Source organism: Methylobacterium sp. GC_Met_2 (assembly GCF_026540795.1).
GTDB lineage: Bacteria > Pseudomonadota > Alphaproteobacteria > Rhizobiales > Beijerinckiaceae > Methylobacterium.
The window spans coordinates 11,890-26,939 of record NZ_JALNUM010000059.1 but is presented as its reverse complement, the minus strand read 5'-3'; the positions used below and the strand labels follow the sequence as shown (position 1 = coordinate 26,939).

At 68.1% G+C, this 15,050-nt stretch carries 16 protein-coding genes and 1 pseudogene; 10 read left to right on the top strand and 7 right to left on the bottom strand.

All coding sequences use genetic code 11. The features are described 5' to 3' along the window. Positions 1 to 160: 160 nt before the first annotated feature. On the bottom strand, positions 161 to 724 hold the full coding sequence (locus tag OXS49_RS19430; protein WP_267426240.1) for a cupin domain-containing protein: 564 nt from the start codon (positions 722 to 724) through the stop codon (positions 161 to 163). Between the two features lie 195 nt (positions 725 to 919). On the opposite strand from OXS49_RS19430, the gene OXS49_RS19425 reads away from it, so the two are divergent. From OXS49_RS19425 to OXS49_RS19410, 4 genes are read left to right on the top strand one after another with little or no spacing between them, the layout of a single operon-like run. Then, a complete protein-coding gene (locus OXS49_RS19425; protein WP_244008013.1) occupies positions 920 to 1,693 on the top strand; it encodes an ABC transporter substrate-binding protein in 774 nt (257 codons plus the stop codon). A 5-nt stretch (positions 1,694 to 1,698) separates the two neighbouring features. Continuing rightward, a complete protein-coding gene (locus OXS49_RS19420; RefSeq protein ID WP_244008011.1) occupies positions 1,699 to 2,352 on the top strand; it encodes an amino acid ABC transporter permease in 654 nt (217 codons plus the stop codon). Continuing rightward, positions 2,349 to 3,080, top strand: a complete 732-nt coding sequence (locus OXS49_RS19415; RefSeq protein ID WP_244008009.1) for an amino acid ABC transporter ATP-binding protein — start codon at positions 2,349 to 2,351, stop codon at positions 3,078 to 3,080. Before OXS49_RS19420 ends, OXS49_RS19415 begins: the two co-directional genes overlap by 4 nt. An 8-nt stretch (positions 3,081 to 3,088) precedes the next feature. Then, a complete protein-coding gene (locus OXS49_RS19410; protein WP_267426238.1) occupies positions 3,089 to 4,378 on the top strand; it encodes an FAD-binding oxidoreductase in 1,290 nt (429 codons plus the stop codon). 190 nt (positions 4,379 to 4,568) lie between these two features. Here the strand turns inward: OXS49_RS19410 and OXS49_RS19405 are convergent, their stop codons facing one another. The 6 genes and pseudogenes from OXS49_RS19405 to OXS49_RS19380 form a co-directional block, all read right to left on the bottom strand. After that, complete coding sequence (locus OXS49_RS19405) at positions 4,569 to 5,000, bottom strand: aminotransferase class IV (protein ID WP_267426236.1); 432 nt, start codon at positions 4,998 to 5,000, stop codon at positions 4,569 to 4,571. A 171-nt stretch (positions 5,001 to 5,171) separates the two neighbouring features. Then, a pseudogene (locus OXS49_RS19400) lies at positions 5,172 to 6,339 on the bottom strand (Xaa-Pro peptidase family protein). A 15-nt stretch (positions 6,340 to 6,354) separates the two neighbouring features. Next, positions 6,355 to 7,035, bottom strand: coding sequence for a GntR family transcriptional regulator (locus OXS49_RS19395; protein ID WP_267426234.1), 681 nt, complete (start codon positions 7,033 to 7,035; stop codon positions 6,355 to 6,357). A 69-nt stretch (positions 7,036 to 7,104) separates the two neighbouring features. Beyond that, complete coding sequence (locus tag OXS49_RS19390) at positions 7,105 to 7,902, bottom strand: transporter substrate-binding domain-containing protein (RefSeq protein WP_267426232.1); 798 nt, start codon at positions 7,900 to 7,902, stop codon at positions 7,105 to 7,107. A gap of 67 nt (positions 7,903 to 7,969) precedes the next feature. Beyond that, positions 7,970 to 8,653 (bottom strand): amino acid ABC transporter permease, encoded by a 684-nt coding sequence (locus tag OXS49_RS19385; RefSeq protein WP_267426230.1) that lies wholly within the window; start codon positions 8,651 to 8,653, stop codon positions 7,970 to 7,972. A gap of 34 nt (positions 8,654 to 8,687) precedes the next feature. Beyond that, on the bottom strand, positions 8,688 to 9,494 hold the full coding sequence (locus OXS49_RS19380; RefSeq protein WP_267426229.1) for an amino acid ABC transporter ATP-binding protein: 807 nt from the start codon (positions 9,492 to 9,494) through the stop codon (positions 8,688 to 8,690). Positions 9,495 to 9,713: 219 nt separating this feature from the next. Here OXS49_RS19380 and OXS49_RS19375 point away from each other — a divergent pair, with 219 nt between their 5' ends. Genes OXS49_RS19375 through OXS49_RS19350 form a run of 6 tightly spaced genes read left to right on the top strand, consistent with a single transcriptional unit; the run spans position 9,714 to position 15,042 of the window. Beyond that, entirely contained in the window at positions 9,714 to 10,757 is a 1,044-nt protein-coding gene (locus tag OXS49_RS19375) for a hydroxyacid dehydrogenase (protein WP_267426228.1), read from the top strand. Further along, positions 10,754 to 12,037 carry a Zn-dependent hydrolase gene (locus OXS49_RS19370; protein ID WP_267426227.1) on the top strand — a complete coding sequence of 428 codons (1,284 nt, stop codon included), beginning with the start codon at positions 10,754 to 10,756 and terminating at the stop codon, positions 12,035 to 12,037. Before OXS49_RS19375 ends, OXS49_RS19370 begins: the two co-directional genes overlap by 4 nt. Positions 12,038 to 12,059: 22 nt before the next feature. Beyond that, on the top strand, positions 12,060 to 12,833 hold the full coding sequence (locus OXS49_RS19365) for a 5-oxoprolinase subunit PxpA (RefSeq protein WP_267426226.1): 774 nt from the start codon (positions 12,060 to 12,062) through the stop codon (positions 12,831 to 12,833). Then, entirely contained in the window at positions 12,826 to 13,560 is a 735-nt protein-coding gene (gene pxpB, locus OXS49_RS19360) for a 5-oxoprolinase subunit PxpB (RefSeq protein ID WP_267426225.1), read from the top strand. The genes OXS49_RS19365 and pxpB overlap by 8 nt, the downstream gene beginning before the upstream one ends. Next, positions 13,553 to 14,587, top strand: a complete 1,035-nt coding sequence (locus OXS49_RS19355; RefSeq protein ID WP_267426224.1) for a biotin-dependent carboxyltransferase family protein — start codon at positions 13,553 to 13,555, stop codon at positions 14,585 to 14,587. Before pxpB ends, OXS49_RS19355 begins: the two co-directional genes overlap by 8 nt. 41 nt (positions 14,588 to 14,628) lie before the next feature. After that, positions 14,629 to 15,042, top strand: a complete 414-nt coding sequence (locus OXS49_RS19350) for a VOC family protein (RefSeq protein ID WP_267426223.1) — start codon at positions 14,629 to 14,631, stop codon at positions 15,040 to 15,042. Positions 15,043 to 15,050: the final 8 nt, after the last annotated feature.

Sequence of the window (15,050 nt, the reverse complement as noted above, 5' to 3'; positions counted from 1 at the left end):
CTATCGCTGCACCGGCAAGCAGCCTTCGATGCGACCGGCATGGGAGTGCCCCCGCCGGGGTCCGATTCGGCATCCACTGACCACGCCGCGGCGGCGCTCGAGCATCTGCTGCTCCGCGTTCGTCCCGTAGCCGTTGTGCGCCGGAGGCCGACCGGCCCTATCACGGCCGGGATTTGGAAGATCCGAGGACGTTGACCCATAGCACAATGGTCGGTCCGTCCGGGTTGGGATTGCTGAAGCGATGCGGCCGTCTGCTCTCGAACCGGAAGCTGTCTCCTTCCATCAGGTGAAGCGTTCGCGCCTCGACGACGAGAGTGAGGCGTCCCTCAAGGACGAGGCCGGCTTCCTCGCCTTCATGGCTGAACAACTCGTCACCCGTGCTGGCGCTGGGTTTCAGGACCATATGGAACAGGCTCAGGCCCTGCGTTCCGCCGGGCGGCGTCAGCAACTGCTTGGTGATGCCAGCACGCCAGAGCTGCAGTTCAGGCCGGTCCTTTTGGAACACCACGATCGGATCCGGATCGGGCTCGTCCAGGGTGGCTTCGAAAAGCCCCCCGATCCCGATCTGCAGGGTGTCCGCGAGGAGCGCCAGCACGCGGAGGGATGGTGAGGACAAGCCCCGCTCGACCTGACTGATAAAGCCGATCGATAGCCCGGTGCTGGACGCCACTGCTTCCAGCGAGAGGCCGCGTGCTCGCCGAAGGTTGCGCAGGCGCTGCCCCACGGCCCTGTCCACGGGTTCAGGGCCCGTCGGCCCATCACGGGAAATGCTCACCACCACACCAGCCTGCCTCTCGTCGACACCTTCATGCACGTGAAAACGTCTTGCGTCGATGACGAAAACATGCGGTATTCTTCACTAATGTGAAATCGGGCGCGGCCATCGCCGTACATCCCGGCCACATGCGGGAGCGGCATGATGAGAAGACGGTTGGCAAGACTGTGTCTGGCGTCGGCGCTGCTCTTCGGGCTGCTGGGTCAGGGAGTTGGTGCCGAGCCGCTGAAAGTCGGTGCGACGCCCACCGGCCTGCCCTTCACGTTCCTCGACACCAAAACCAACACCATCCAGGGCGTGATGGTCGACCTCGTCAATGCGGTTGGCACGGAGGCAGGCTTCTCAGTCGCGGTGGAGCCGCTGCAATTCTCGACGCTGATCCCGGCGCTCACCGCCTCGAAGATCGACATCATCTCGGCGGCGATGTTTATCACACCGCAGCGCAAGGAGGTCGTAGCCTTCTCAGCGCCGGTCTACAGCTATGGCGAGGGCCTGATCGTCCCGAAGAGCGACACTAAGGACTACACTTCCTTCGCCGACATGAAGGGCGAGACCGTCGGGGCCCAGGTCGGCACCGCCTTCGTCGAGCCGCTGAAGAAGTCGGGCCTCTTCGGAGAGGTGAAGATCTACGACACGATCCCTGACATCATCCGCGACGTCAATTCAGGCCGGTTGAAGGCTGGCTTCGCCGACGCGCCGATCCTGGCCTACTACGTCAAGCAGGGCGTGTTCCCGGGCGTGCGCCTGGTCGAGACCTTCAAGCCGACCGTCGTCGCCTCGGTAGGTCTCAGCGTGCGCAAGACTGACACCGCGCTCCTCGCCAAGATCGACGCGGCGCTCGCCAAGCTCAAGGCCGACGGGACGCTCCAGGCGATCCTCACGAAGTGGGGCCTGCCGCCCTCCGCCGACCGGTCCTGAGCCTCATGCGCGAGTTCCTGGTCGACGCGCAGGAGTATCTGCCGATCCTGCTCCAGGGCGTGCAGCTTACGGTTCTGATCACCCTCGCCTCGCTGGTGGTTTCGACACTGCTGGGCCTCCTCTGGGCGGTGCTGCGGGTCTCCGGCATCGCGATCCTCGCCGGCTTCAGCGCGGTGATGATCAACATCCTGCGCGGTATCCCGATCATCGTGCAGCTGTTCTATATCTACTTCGTCATGCCCGATTTCGGCCTGTCGCTGACGGCTGTTCAGGCGGCGATCATCGGGCTCGGCATCGCCTACTCGGCCTATCAGGCCGAGAATTTCCGCGCCGGCATTGAGGCGGTGGATCGCGGGCAGGTCGAGGCGGCTTTGTCGATCGGCATGGGCTGGGGCATGACCATGCGGCGGGTGATCCTGCCGCAGGCGATCCGGATCGCGCTACCGCCCTACGGCAACATCATGATCATGATGCTCAAGGACTCGTCCCAGGCTTCGACGATCACGGTCGCGGAACTCGCCCTTCAGGGCAAGCTCATTGCGTCATCCACTTTCAAGAACACCAGCGTCTATACGATGGTGGCGCTGATGTACCTCGCGCTCAGCTTGCCGCTGATCCTGCTGGTTCGCCATTTCGAGGCGAGGGGTCGGCACCGATGATCGTCCTGAAGGATGTCCGGAAGCATTATGGCGCGCTTGAAGTGATCAAGGGGGTCTCGGCCGAAGTCGCCAAGGGCGAGGTGGTGTGCATCATCGGACCGTCGGGCTCCGGCAAGTCGACCCTGCTTCGATGCATCAACGGGCTCGAGGCCTATGACGGCGGTGAGATCCACATCGGCGGTCAGCGGGTCGATCGGGATGCGCGGAGCATCAAGGCGATCCGCACCCAGGTTTCCATGGTGTTCCAGCGCTTCAACCTTTTCGCTAACCGCACCGCCCTGGAGAACATCATCGAGGGGCCAATCTACGTGAAGGGCGAGTCCCGTCCGGAGGCCGAGGAGCGGGCCGCCGCCCTGCTCGCCCGGGTCGGTCTCGAAGGCAAGGAGCACGCCCGGCCGGATCAACTCTCTGGCGGTCAGCAGCAGCGCGTCGCGATCGCGCGGGCGCTCGCCATGCGGCCGGAGGCGATCCTGTTCGACGAGCCGACCTCGGCGCTCGACCCCGAACTCGTCGGCGACGTGCTGCGTGTGATGCGAGGCCTCGCCGACGAAGGGATGACGATGATCGTGGTGACCCACGAGATCGGCTTCGCCCGGGAGGTAGCCGATCGAGTCCTGTTCCTCGATGGGGGCCGCCTTGTCGAGCAAGGACCGGCCTCTGAGGTTCTGAACCGCCCTCAGCACCCCCGCACCCAGGACTTTCTGCAGCGCGTGCTGCATCCGCTGTAGGAGAGGTCGTGGCCGAACCCTTCCCGCTTGCCCCGTCGCTTTGGGCCACCACCGCAGCGCCGGCGCCAGCGACGCCGCCGCTCGCCGAATCAGGACGGGCCGACGTGGTGATCGTCGGCGGCGGCTTCTGCGGCCTGTCCACGGCGCTGCATCTTGCCGAAAGGGGCATCCGCCCAGTCGTACTGGAGGCGCGCGAGGTCGGCTTCGGCGGCTCCGGGCGCAACGGTGGGCAGGTCATCCCGGGGCTGAAATATGATCCCGCCGACCTCGTCGCCCGGTTCGGGCGCGAGCGCGGCGAACGGCTCGCCCGCTTCGCCGGCGGCACCGCCGATACGGTCTTCGATCTCATTGCCCGGCACGGGATGGACGTACCGCACCGGCGCGAGGGCTGGATCCAGGGCGCCCACACCGAGGCCGGCCTGGAGGAGGTCGCGCGGCGGGCACACCAATGGGCCGACCTCGGCGCCCCGGCGCGCGTTCTCGACAAGGCGGAGACCGACCGGCTGCTCGGCACGGAACGCTATCTGGGCGGCTGGTTCGACGGCCGCGGCGGCGCGGTCCAGCCGCTGAGCTATGCCCGGGGCCTCGCCCGAGCCGCCCTTAAGGCCGGGGCCGCAATCCACGGCGGATCACCGGTGACCGCCCTCGATCGCACGGGATCGGGCTGGATCGTCACCACGGCGCAGGGCGCCCGACTCACCACCGAGCGCGTCGTCCTCTGTACCAACGGGTATACCGGTGGGCTCTGGCCCGGCCTTGCCCAGACAGTGATTGCCGCCAATTCCTTCCAAGTCGCGACAGTGCCGCTCTCTGACAACCTGCGGCGCTCGATCCTGCCCGAAGGGCAGGTCTCCTCGGACACGCGCAAGCTGCTGCTCTACTTCCGCCTCGACCATACCGGTCGGCTGCTGATGGGCGGACGCGGTCCATTCCGGGAGCCGCGCGGTCCGCTGGACTGGGCGCATCTCGAACGGATCATCGGGAAACTCTTTCCGCAGCTCGACGGGGTCGCCTTCGACCACCGCTGGTGCGGCCGCGTGGCGATCACCCGGGATTACCTGCCACATCTTCACGAGCCGGCGCCCGGCCTGCTCATCGACATCGGCTGCCAGGGCCGGGGCGTGGGACTTCAATCGACGATGGGGCGGGCGATCGCTGAGTACATCGCGACCGGCGATGCCAACAGCCTCCCCCTATCAGTTACGCCCATCGCGCCGCTGCCACTCCATGCGCTGCACCGCTGGTACGTTTCTGCGATCATCGCTTGGTATCGTTTGAGCGATGGCGGGATTCGCTGAGAGATTGATCCGTCTCGAGATCGCCTCCGGCATGGATGACATAGCGCCGTTGCCGGACCGCTGCCGAACTCCTTTCGACGGTAAGAATGGGCACACAACAGACGACTGAAGTTGGCCGAAAGCTGAATGGCTGCTTCCAAACCAGCGAGCCGTCGAAGCAGACGTCGCCATCGTCTTCCGCGGAGACGAGTCAGATTGCATCGGCCAGTCGGATCTCTTGATATCTCTTCCGAAGCCGCATTGAGATCGGTCCGGCTCGCCCATCACCCACCCGTATGACGTCGATCCGCGCGACCTGTAGAACAACGTTCGTCGCCGAGCTGATGAAGGCCTTCGCGGCGGCTTTCGCCTCATCGGGGGTGAAAGCCCTTTCCTCCGTGGGGATGCTCTCGGAGCGGGCGATATCGAGGAGGCTCGCGCGCGCGATGCAGTGTAGCAAAGCGCTCGAGAGGCACGGGGACACCAAGCTTCCGTTCCAGGTCAAGATATGCGCCGTGGCCGCACTCCCCTCGGTGATGCAGCTGTCCTCGACGCGCCACGAAGCAACGCCTTGGGATCGAGGGCACAGGGAATGTCGAGCTCGGCCATGAAGCGTTGCAAGCGTGCGGCGTGGCCATATCATCGATGCGTCGGCGACCGATCACCGCCGTCGCCTCGTCGATCGCGTCGGCGAACAGGTAGCCGCGGTCGACGATCGAGACCTTTGCTTCTGTCTCCGGCAGCCGGTCGCCGTCGAGGTAGACGGTCCGGGTCATCGCGCGATCCTTTCTGTCGGAATGGGTGTCGGTCCGCCTCACCGCAGCGTCAGAGCGCGGGGCAGATCCGAAAGGGGTTCGGCGCCGTGTGGGGTGACGATCACGGTTTCGGATGCGCCGACCGTCCAGGACCCGTAGCAGCGCAGGGTCGCGGGCAGGTGGAACACCATGCCGGGCTCAATCGGCCGGTCGATCCCGGTGAACAGGCTCAGCAGGCCGCCCTCTCCCCAGTCCGGGGCGAAGGCGATCCCCATGGAGTAGCCGATGCGTTTGCGGAAGGCCGGGCCGTAGCCCGCCGCATCGATCACGGCCTGCGCCGCCTCGTGCGGGGCCGAGCAGGGTTGGCCGGGTCGGATCGCGTCGAGGGCCGCGTCCAGCGCGTGCAGGGCACAATCCATCATCCGCTGTGCCTCGACCGGCGGTGCGCCGATCCAGACGCTGCGCATAAGCGCCGCGTGATAGCGCGCATGGCTGCCCGCGAGTTCGAGGAACATCGCGTCGCCCGGCTCCAGCCGGCGCCGGCGCCAGGTCATGTGCGCAAGCCCACTGCGGGGGGCCTGACGAGACCAGCGGCTCCATCGCCATCGCCTCGGAGCCGGCCGTCGTAGCGGCCGCGAGCATGGCGGCGGCGACGGCGTTCTCGTCGTTGCCTGCGCCGCAAGCGGCGATGCCGGCGGTGAGCCCGGCCTGCGCGTAGCGGGCTGCAGTCCGAATTGCCTCCAGTTCTGCCGGCGACTTCACGATGCGTAGCGGCCCAAGAAGTCCCGACCCATCGGGCAGCGGATCGATGCCGAGCGCCCCGCCGATCCGCGCGGCGAGGGCGGCGGAAACGAACCAGCCGTCTCGCTCCAGTGCCGGGCGGACGAAGCCGCGCCGCCGCACGAGGGCCGCCAGGGCATCGGCAGGGTCGGTCCCGTCCGGATAGGCCAGAATGTCGTCGAGCCAGGTATTGGCCACTGCCCCCGGCAGTTCGAGTTGGCGCACCAACAGGGATGGCTCCCCTTCCACCGTCAGGACCAGGGCCTGGAAGGCGAAGTATCCCGCCGTCTGTCGGCCGGTCAGCCAGTAGATCGTTTCCGGGCCGGTCACGACCAGGGCGTCGTGGCCGGCGGCGGCGATCGCAGCCCGGGCCGCCGCCTGCCGGACGGCGAATTCCTCTTGCGGGAAGGCAGCCTCGGCGCCGCGCAGATGGGCGAATTCATGCATGGCGCCGCCCCCGCCTCAGAACTCGCTCAGGCGACGGATAATGCCCTGTTTGAAGTTCTCGAGATGGGTCGCGATGGCGTCCGCCGCCGCCGCGGCGTCCCCGGCCTGCAGGGCGGCGACGACGGCGAGGTGCTCGCGATGCACCGCCTCGAACCGCTCGGGCATCCGGCTCAGGTTGAACATCTGCGTCTTGAGCCGCAGGTCCTTGATCGTCTTGGCGAGAATCGCGTTGTGGCTGCTGTCGGCGATCAGCTCGTGGAAACGGCGGTCGACCTCCCAGTTGCCCGGCGCGTCCGGATCGCCCGCCGCGAGCAGTGCCTCGCTCTGCTCGCGCAGATCGTCGAGCGCGGTGGCCGGTATCCGTCCCGTCGCGAGCGTCACGCTCTCCCGTTCCAGCAGACGGCGAACATGCAGGATCTCGATGAGCTCGCGGAGGGAGAATTCCTTGACCACGAGCATTCCGCCGGGCTGCCGCTCGATCAGCCCCTCGGTCTCCAGCCGCGACATCGCCTCGCGGGTCGGCGTGCGCGAAATGTCGAGCATCTCCGCGAGGCGGCGCTCGTGCAGCACGGTCCCGGCGGGAAGTTCACGCCGCACGAGCATATCGAGCAGCCTGTCATAGGCCATCAGGCCGAGGCTCTGCTCACGACGGGCTCCGAGCGCGGTCGTGTAGGACGAGGCGTCGAGGGTCTTCATCGGGTTCCTCCCGAGACGGCCCATCGGGCCGCCCCTGCTATTTCTAATTATGGCTTCCCCGTCGTCCCCTCACATGGCGGGCGTCCGGATCGGGTCCTTCGGCGCCGGGTTGTAGCCGATCAGGGGGGTGAGCAGTTTGGCGTAGGTACCGTCGGCGACCATCTCGGTCAGCGCCTTGTTGACGGCGGCGTGCAGGTTCGGCTTGCCCTTCTTGATCGCGAAGCCCTTCTGAATGGTGCTGAGTGGGGTTTCGATCATCACCAGCGGCAGCTTGCGCGCCTTGATCGCGTAGTTGCCGGCGACCGCGTCGTTGATCACCGCATCGATGTTGCCGTTGACAAGGTCCTGCATGGCGTCCGCGGCGGTCTTGTAGCTCTTGAGGTTCGCGCCGTGCTCTTCGGCGAGCTTGCCGAAGGTCGAGGCCGAGAGGGCGCCGACATTGCGACCCTTGAGATCTTCCGGTCCCTTGATCCCGGTATCCTTGCGAGTGACGATTCGCGCTCCGGATTCGAGCCACCCGTCCGCGAAGGCGACCTGTTTCTGCCGGGTGGGGGTGATGTCCATAGACTCGCTGGTGATGTCGTATTGATCGGCTATCAGGCCCACGAGCAGGGCGTCGAACTTGATGTTGACCGGGTTGTATTCGAGCCCGATCCGCCGACAGATCTCGCGCATCACCCGGACTTCCAGCCCGTCGAGTTCGCCACTCGGCGTGCGCATGCTGAACGGCGCGAAGGTGCTGTCGGTGGCGACGATCAGCTTGCCGGGCTCGATCAGCTCCAACTTGCCGTCGGCCGCCCGGAGCGCCGGGGCGGCGAGAAGGCCGGTGCAGAGGGCGGCGAGGGCGAGGAGGTGGCGGCGGTTCATGGCGATCTCCGGTACGGGCGAGGGGGCGGGAGGTGTTGGCCGCGGCCCCTCCCGCGGCGGGGTAAGGTCACGACAGGCGGGCGTAGCGCCGCTCGAAATAGGCGGAGAGCTGCGACAGGATCGACGTCAGGCCGAGATAGATCAGCGCCGCCGCGATGTAGAAATCGAACGGGCGGAACGTCGTGGCGATCATCAGCTGCGCGTAGAGCGTCAACTCGACCACCGTGATCGTCGACAGGAGCGAGGTGTTCTTGACCGACGAGATCGCTTCGTTGGTCAGCGAGGGCAGGATCATGCGGAAGACCTGCGGCAGGACGATCCGGACCATCATGATCCGCGGGTTCATGCCGAGCGCGAGCGCCGACTCGATCTGCCCCCTGGGGATCGCCGCGAGGCCGGCGCGGATGGTCTCGGCCACGTAGGCCCCGCTGCTGACGCCGAGCGCGATGATGCCGGCGGTGACGGGAGAGAGCTTCACGCCGATCTGCGGCATGCCGAAATAGACGATGAAGACTTGGATCAGGGTCGGCGTGCCGCGGATGAACCAGACGTAGAAGCTCGCGAGCGCCCGGAAGGGCGCGAAGGTCGAGCGCTTGCCCAGCGCCCCGAGCAGGCCGCAGACCCAGCTGACCAGGATGCTAGCCACCGTCACGCCGAGCACGACCAGCGTCGCCGAGAGGAAACCGGGGCCGTAGGTGAAAAACTCCTCTGCGAGGGTCTGCCACCAGTCCTGCCATGCCGTGCCGCTCATCGCCGTCCGAACTCCGTGGTGGCCTCGAGGCGGCTCATGCCGGTTGCCCGAGCTCGACCGGCTCGTGCAGCACCCGGCGGAGGAACTGGCGCAGCCGCTCGCTCCGGGGCGAGCCGATGATCTCCGCGGGCGGGCCGTCCTCGGCGATCACCCCGCCGTCGAAGAACAGGGTGCGGGTGCCGACATCCCGGGCGAAGGCCATTTCGTGGGTGACGACCAGCATCGTCATCCCGTCCGCCGCGAGGGAGCCCATCAGCGCCAGCACCTCACCGACTAGTTCGGGATCAAGGGCCGAGGTGACCTCGTCGAACAGCATCACCTTGGGCGCCATGGCCAGGGCGCGCACGATCGCCACGCGCTGCTGCTGCCCGCCCGAGAGCTTCGACGGGTAGGCGTGCCGCTTCTCGTAGAGGCCGATGCGTTGGAGGAGGGCCTCGGCCTCCGCCACCGCCTGCTTGCGCGGCATCCGCCGCACCCGGATCGGCGCCTCGATGACGTTCTCCAGCACCGTCATGTGCGGCCAAAGATTGTAGCTCTGGAACACCATGCCGATCCGCGACCGCAATGCGCAGAGCAGCTGCGGGGTCGGCTGACGGCGTGCGCCCTCCTCGTAGTCGAACGCGAACCGCTCGAAATCCATGAAGCCAGAGGTCGGCGTCTCCATGAGGTTGAGGCAGCGCAGGAAAGTGCTCTTGCCCGAACCGCTCGCGCCGATGATCGACACGACCTCGCCCTGGTGGATGTCGAGGGAGATGCCCTTCAGGACCTCGTTGGCGCCGTAGCTCTTGTGTAGCTTCCTGATCTTCAGGAGAGGCGGCGGAGCGGTCTCGACCTGCGTCATCGTTAAACCTGAATATTCCGGATTTTGTTTCGGGATACTACCCGTAATTTGCCTGTCTAAGTGACGAATTACATCGGTCGTCGGGTGCAGAGTCCGTCGCGTTGCTTGTATTTCGGATGGATCTGCGTTTTTGACGTTGCCAGCATTGCGGCATTGGGCTAGCTTCTGCGGTATACCACCGGCATTCAAGCGGTATTTTTGAGCAGGGCTGCCTCGAACGTGTCCACCGAGCCTTCCGACCGCGTCCGCTCCTTCGCAGCAGCGCCGGGCATCTGCCTCATCGTTCAGCCGATCCATGCGGCCGGGCTTGTGCAACTTCGAGCGGCGGGGCTCGAGATCCGGGCCGCCACCGGGCTCGCCCCGGCGATTCTTGCTCGCGAGGCGGCCGAATGCGTTGCGGTCGTTACCCGGAACGGCGGCTTTCCCGCCGAGGCGGTGCTGGCCGCGCCCCGGCTGAGGGTGATCGGGGTCCACGGCACCGGGACCGACCCGGTCGCCGTGCGGGAGGCGACCCGGGCGGGGATCGCGGTCGTCAACACGCCGGGGGCCAATGCCCGCTCCGTCGCCGAGCACGCGATCGGCCTGATCTTCGCACTCGCCAAGGCGATCCCGCAGGCCGACCGGGCCATGCGGGAGGGCGACCATGATTTCCGCTACGGCTCGCGCCTCGTGGAACTCGCCGGCCTGACGCTGGGTGTCGTGGGGTTCGGGGCCATCGGGCAGGCGACCGGCCGGCTCGCGGCGGCGCTGGGCATGAGGGTGCTCGCCTACGGCCCGACGCGGCCGGATTCCGACTTCGAGGCCCTGGGCGCCGGGCGCGCCGCATCCCTGAAGGACCTTCTCGCCCGGGCCGACGTAATCTCCCTGCACCTGCCGCTCACGGCGCAGACCCGGACGCTGATCGGTCGGGACGAGTTGAGCCGGATGAAGCCCGGCGCCTTCCTAATCAATACCGCCCGGGGCGCCCTGGTGGACGAGGACGCCCTGGCCGAGGCGCTGGCCGCGGGCACCATCGCCGGCGCGGGGCTCGACGTGGTGTCGGGGGACGCGCTTGCGCACGACCATCCCCTGCACCGGGAGCGGCGGGTGATCCTCACCCCCCACGTCGCCGCTTCGACCGAGGCCGCCCTGATCCGCGCCGCCGAGCGGGTCGCGGGTCAGGTGATCGACGTGCTCGCCGGGTATCGTCCGCCGAACCTCGTCAACCCGGAGGTCTGGGATCGCAGGCGGCGGGGTGAGCACGAAGCGGGGGTCTCGGCATGAGCGGGATCGGAGCGGCCACCGCCGCGGACGCCATCGCCATCGCCCCGGATTTCTGCGCCGAGCTGTTTGCGCAACTCCTGTCTTTCAGCCGCGACGAGCCCGGAGTGACCCGGGTCGCCTATGGCGAGGGGGAGGAGCGGGCCCACGCCCTGATGCGCGCGACCGGGCTTTCGCTGGGCCTCCGCTCCGAGACCGATGCCGCCGGCAATCTCTTCCTGACCCTGCCCGGGCGCGACCCAGCGCTGCCGGTCTGGATGGTCGGCTCCCACGTCGACACCGTGCCCCATGGCGGCAATTTCGACGGGGCGGCTGGAGTGATCGGCGCCCTAACGGCCGTACAGGCCCTGCGCCGGTCGGGCCGCGTGCCCGCACGCCCCGTAACGGTGGCGGTGTTCCGAGCCGAGGAAAGCGTGTGGTTCCCCGCCTCCTATGTCGGGAGCCGAGCCGCCTTCGGCCTGTTGCCGCCCGAGACCCTCGATCTGCCCCGCGCCGATTCCGGTCGAAGCCTGCGCGAGCACATGGCCGCACTCGGCCTGCGGCCCGAGGCGGTGGCACGGGGTGAGGCGCTGCTCGATCCGAAGCGGATCCACGGGTTCGTGGAGATGCATATCGAGCAGGGACCGACTCTGGAGGCCGCCGAAATCCCCGTCGCTTTCGTCACGGCGATCAGCGGCAGCTTCCGCTACCGGAAGGCCGCCTGCTTCGGGCGCTACGGCCATTCCGGTGCCGTCGCACGATCCGAGCGCAACGATGCCGTCTTTGCCCTCGCCGACCTGATCGCCGGCCTCGACGCCCTGTGGGGCAGGCTGGAGAGGGAGGGGCTTCCCGCGACGATCACCCTGGGCGAGGTCGCCACCGACCCGGCCCAGCACGCCTTCGCCAAGATCCCGGGGGAGGTCCGTTTCTGCCTCGACGTGCGCAGCACCGAGCCGGCGGTGCTCGCGCGCATCGAGGCGGCCCTGGCCGACCTCGTCGCCGGCATCGAGGCCGCCCGCGGCGTGCGCTTCGCCCTCGGCGAACAGACGGGCAGCACCCCAGCCCGGATGAGCCCCGCCCTGATTGAGGCCCTGTCAGGCCATGCCCGTCGGCTCGAGATGCCGTTCCGGACCATGGCGAGCGGGGCGGGACACGACACCGCGACCCTCGCCGGGCAGGGCGTGCCGAGCACGATGATCTTCATCCGCAACCAGAACGGCAGCCACAACCCGCACGAGGCGATGCGGATCGAGGATCTCTGCGCCGCCGCGACCCTGGTCGCCCACCTCGTCGCTTCCGAGTGAACCCGCGCGAAAGGATGCACCGATGATCGTCGATCTGAACTGCGACATGGGCGAGGGCTTCGGCGTCTACAGCCTCGGCGACGACGCGGAGATGCTGGCGGTCGCCACCTCGGCCAACATCGCCTGCGGCTTCCACGCCGGGGATCCGCTGGTGATGCACGAGACGCTGCGCCTCGCCGCCGCGAATGGCGTGCAGGCGGGCGCCCATCCAAGCTTCCTCGACCTCTGGGGGTTCGGCCGGCGGCCGATCCACGGCGAGCGCCCGGCCGACATCGAAAAGGCGGTGCTCTATCAGGTCGGTGCCCTCCTGGCCCTGGCCCAGGATGCCGGCTGCCCGGTGCGCCACGTGAAGACCCACGGGGCGATGGGCAACATGGCCAACGAGGATGCCGACCTCGCGCTGGCCGTCGCCCGGGCGATTCGGACGCTGGACCGGGACCTAATCTTCGTCGTGATGCCCGGCCTCGAGACGGAGCGGGCCGGCGAGCGCCTCGGCTTGCCCATCGCCCGCGAGGTCTATGCCGACCGGGCCTATGCGGATGACGGCACCCTCGTCTCGCGCAAGCTCGCCGGCGCCGTCCTGCACGATCCCGAGGCGGTCGCCGCGCGCGTGGCGCGGATGCTCGAGGACGGAGCGATCATCTCCCTGTCTGGGCGGCGCATCCCGACGCGGATCGACACGATCTGCGTCCACGGGGACACACCCGGCGCCGTCGAAATGGCCCGCCGCCTGCGGGACAACATAACCGCGAAGGGCATCGCCCTGCGCCCGATGGCTGAGGTGCTCGGTGTCTGAGCCCGGCTACCGGCTACTGGATTGCGGCGACCGGGCGCTGACGGTGGAGCTCGGCCGCGCGGTCGACCCCGTCGTCAACGCGCAGGTGGTCGCCCTCGACGAGGCGATCCGCGACGCCGGACGGCCCGGCCTCTTGGAGACGGTGCCGACCTATCGCTCGCTCCTCGTCCTCTACGATCCCGACCTGCTGCCCCGGGCCGAGCTCGCGGCGCTGATCGCCGGCTACTGGCCGCCCCCGGCTGCAGCGGCCGGAGCGGTCCGCCGCTGGCGGGTGCCGGTGCTCTACGGGGGCGAGCACGGCGTCGACCTCGCCGACCTCGCAGCGGGCGCCGGACTGAGCCAGGAGGAGGTGATCGCCCTCCATGCGGGCTACGACTACCGCGTCCACATGATCGGATTCGCCCCCGGTTTCGCCTATCTCGGCGGTCTCGATCCCCGCATCCACGCGAGCCGGCGCACGGATCCGCGCGCCAGGATCCCGGCGGGAAGCGTGTCCATCGGCGGCAACCAGACCGGCGTCTCGCCGCCCCTCGAACTGCCGAGCGGCTGGCAGCTCATCGGCCGCACGCCCGCGCGCTCCTACGACCCGGTGCGGGCCGAGCCGTTCCTGTTCGCGGCCGGGGATCTGATCCGGTTTGAACCGATCGACCGTGCCGTCTTCGACGACTTGAGCGCGGCGGCTGAGGACGGAGAACTCGTCGCGACGATGGAGCGGCTCGATGGCTGACGGCCTGCGGATCGCCGCGCCCGGCGTGGCCACCACGCTTCAGGATGCCGGAAGGCGGGGATACCTGCGCTTCGGCATTTCGGGCTCGGGGGCGATGGACCCGGATCTCCTGGCCTTCGCCAACGCCCTGGTCGGCAACCCAGCCGACGCGGCAGCGATCGAGATGGCGATGCTCGGCCCAACCCTGGTCTGCGAGGCGGAGGCCTGCCGGGTCGCCCTGGCCGGCGCGTCGTTCGCGATGGCCCTGAACGGCCGGGTCCTCGATCCGTATACGGCCTACGACCTACGGCGCGGCGACCGGCTCACCCTGGGAGCCCCAGGCCGGGGGCTGCGAGCTTGGCTCGCCGTAGCCGGGGGCTTCGCCGTGGCGCCGATGCTCGGCAGTGTCTCGACCCACACCCGCACCCGCCTCGGCGGCCTCGACGGCCATTCCCTTGCGGCGGGCGATCTGCTGCCGCTGCGAGCACCGGACTCCGTGGGAAGACCCCTGACCCTGCCTCAAGCCCACTGGCCCCGTTTCGGCGGTCCGATCCGGGTGGTGCTCGGGCCCCAGGCCGACAGCTTCACAGAGGAGGGGCTGCGAACCTTCCTGTCCGCGCCCTACACGCTGACAGCACGAGCCGACCGGATGGGTTGCCATCTCGACGGGCCGCCGATCGCCCACGCGGACGGCTTCAACATCGTCTCGGATGGGATCGTGAACGGCTCGATCCAGGTGCCAGGTAACCGCCAGCCGCTCATCCTGCTCGCCGATCGCCACACCACGGGCGGCTATCCGAAGATCGCGACGGTCATCTCCGCCGACTTCGGCCGCCTCGCGCAGGTGCGGCCAGGGGAGACGATCCGGTTCGAGGCCGTCACCGTCGACGAGGCGCAGTCTCTCGCCCGAGACACGAAATCCGCCCTTGCGGCACGGTTGGCCGCCCTCGTTCCGGCCGGCGGCGGCGATCTCGACAGCGGATTCCTGCTGTCCTGCAACCTCATCGGCGGCGTCGTCTCGGCGAGATCCGCCGGAGCTGCCGCCTGAGGGCAGGCCGCCACCATCCCGCACAACGAAGAGACCCGACGATGCTCACCCCGTTTCACCTCGCCTACCACGTGACCGACCTCGACGCGGCGCGCCGCTTTTACGGCGGCGTCCTAGGATGCCGAGAGGGGCGCAGCACGGAGACCTGGGTGGATTTCGATTTCTTCGGCCACCAGATCTCGCTGCATCTGGGCGAGCCCTTCGCGACGACTCGGACCGGAAAAGTCGGCAACCACATGGTGATGATGCCGCATCTCGGGGTGGTGCTGTCTCTCGACGCCTGGGAAGCGCTCGCCGCTCGCATCGCAGCCGAGGGCATCGCCTTCGACATCCCGCCGGTGGTCCGTTTCCCGGGGGAGCCCGGCGAGCAGCGGACCATGTTCTTCTTCGACCCGAGCGGCAATCCCATTGAGATCAAGGGCTTTCGGGATCTCGATGGCGTCTTCGAACAATAGGCCGTTCG

Bases quoted from the DNA above. Each gene is read 5' to 3' on its own strand.
- OXS49_RS19420 (WP_244008011.1), top strand. From the start codon at position 1,699: ATGCGCGAGTTCCTGGTCGACGCGCAGGAGTATCTGCCGATCCTGCTC.
- OXS49_RS19390 (WP_267426232.1), bottom strand. From the start codon at position 7,902: ATGAACCGCCGCCACCTCCTCGCCCTCGCCGCCCTCTGCACCGGCCTT.
- OXS49_RS19425 (WP_244008013.1), top strand. From the start codon at position 920: ATGAGAAGACGGTTGGCAAGACTGTGTCTGGCGTCGGCGCTGCTCTTC.
- OXS49_RS19395 (WP_267426234.1), bottom strand. From the start codon at position 7,035: ATGAAGACCCTCGACGCCTCGTCCTACACGACCGCGCTCGGAGCCCGT.
- OXS49_RS19355 (WP_267426224.1), top strand. From the start codon at position 13,553: ATGGCTGACGGCCTGCGGATCGCCGCGCCCGGCGTGGCCACCACGCTT.
- OXS49_RS19405 (WP_267426236.1), bottom strand. From the start codon at position 5,000: ATGATATGGCCACGCCGCACGCTTGCAACGCTTCATGGCCGAGCTCGA.
- OXS49_RS19415 (WP_244008009.1), top strand. From the start codon at position 2,349: ATGATCGTCCTGAAGGATGTCCGGAAGCATTATGGCGCGCTTGAAGTG.
- OXS49_RS19385 (WP_267426230.1), bottom strand. From the start codon at position 8,653: ATGAGCGGCACGGCATGGCAGGACTGGTGGCAGACCCTCGCAGAGGAG.
- OXS49_RS19370 (WP_267426227.1), top strand. From the start codon at position 10,754: ATGAGCGGGATCGGAGCGGCCACCGCCGCGGACGCCATCGCCATCGCC.
- OXS49_RS19350 (WP_267426223.1), top strand. From the start codon at position 14,629: ATGCTCACCCCGTTTCACCTCGCCTACCACGTGACCGACCTCGACGCG.
- OXS49_RS19365 (WP_267426226.1), top strand. From the start codon at position 12,060: ATGATCGTCGATCTGAACTGCGACATGGGCGAGGGCTTCGGCGTCTAC.
- OXS49_RS19380 (WP_267426229.1), bottom strand. From the start codon at position 9,494: ATGACGCAGGTCGAGACCGCTCCGCCGCCTCTCCTGAAGATCAGGAAG.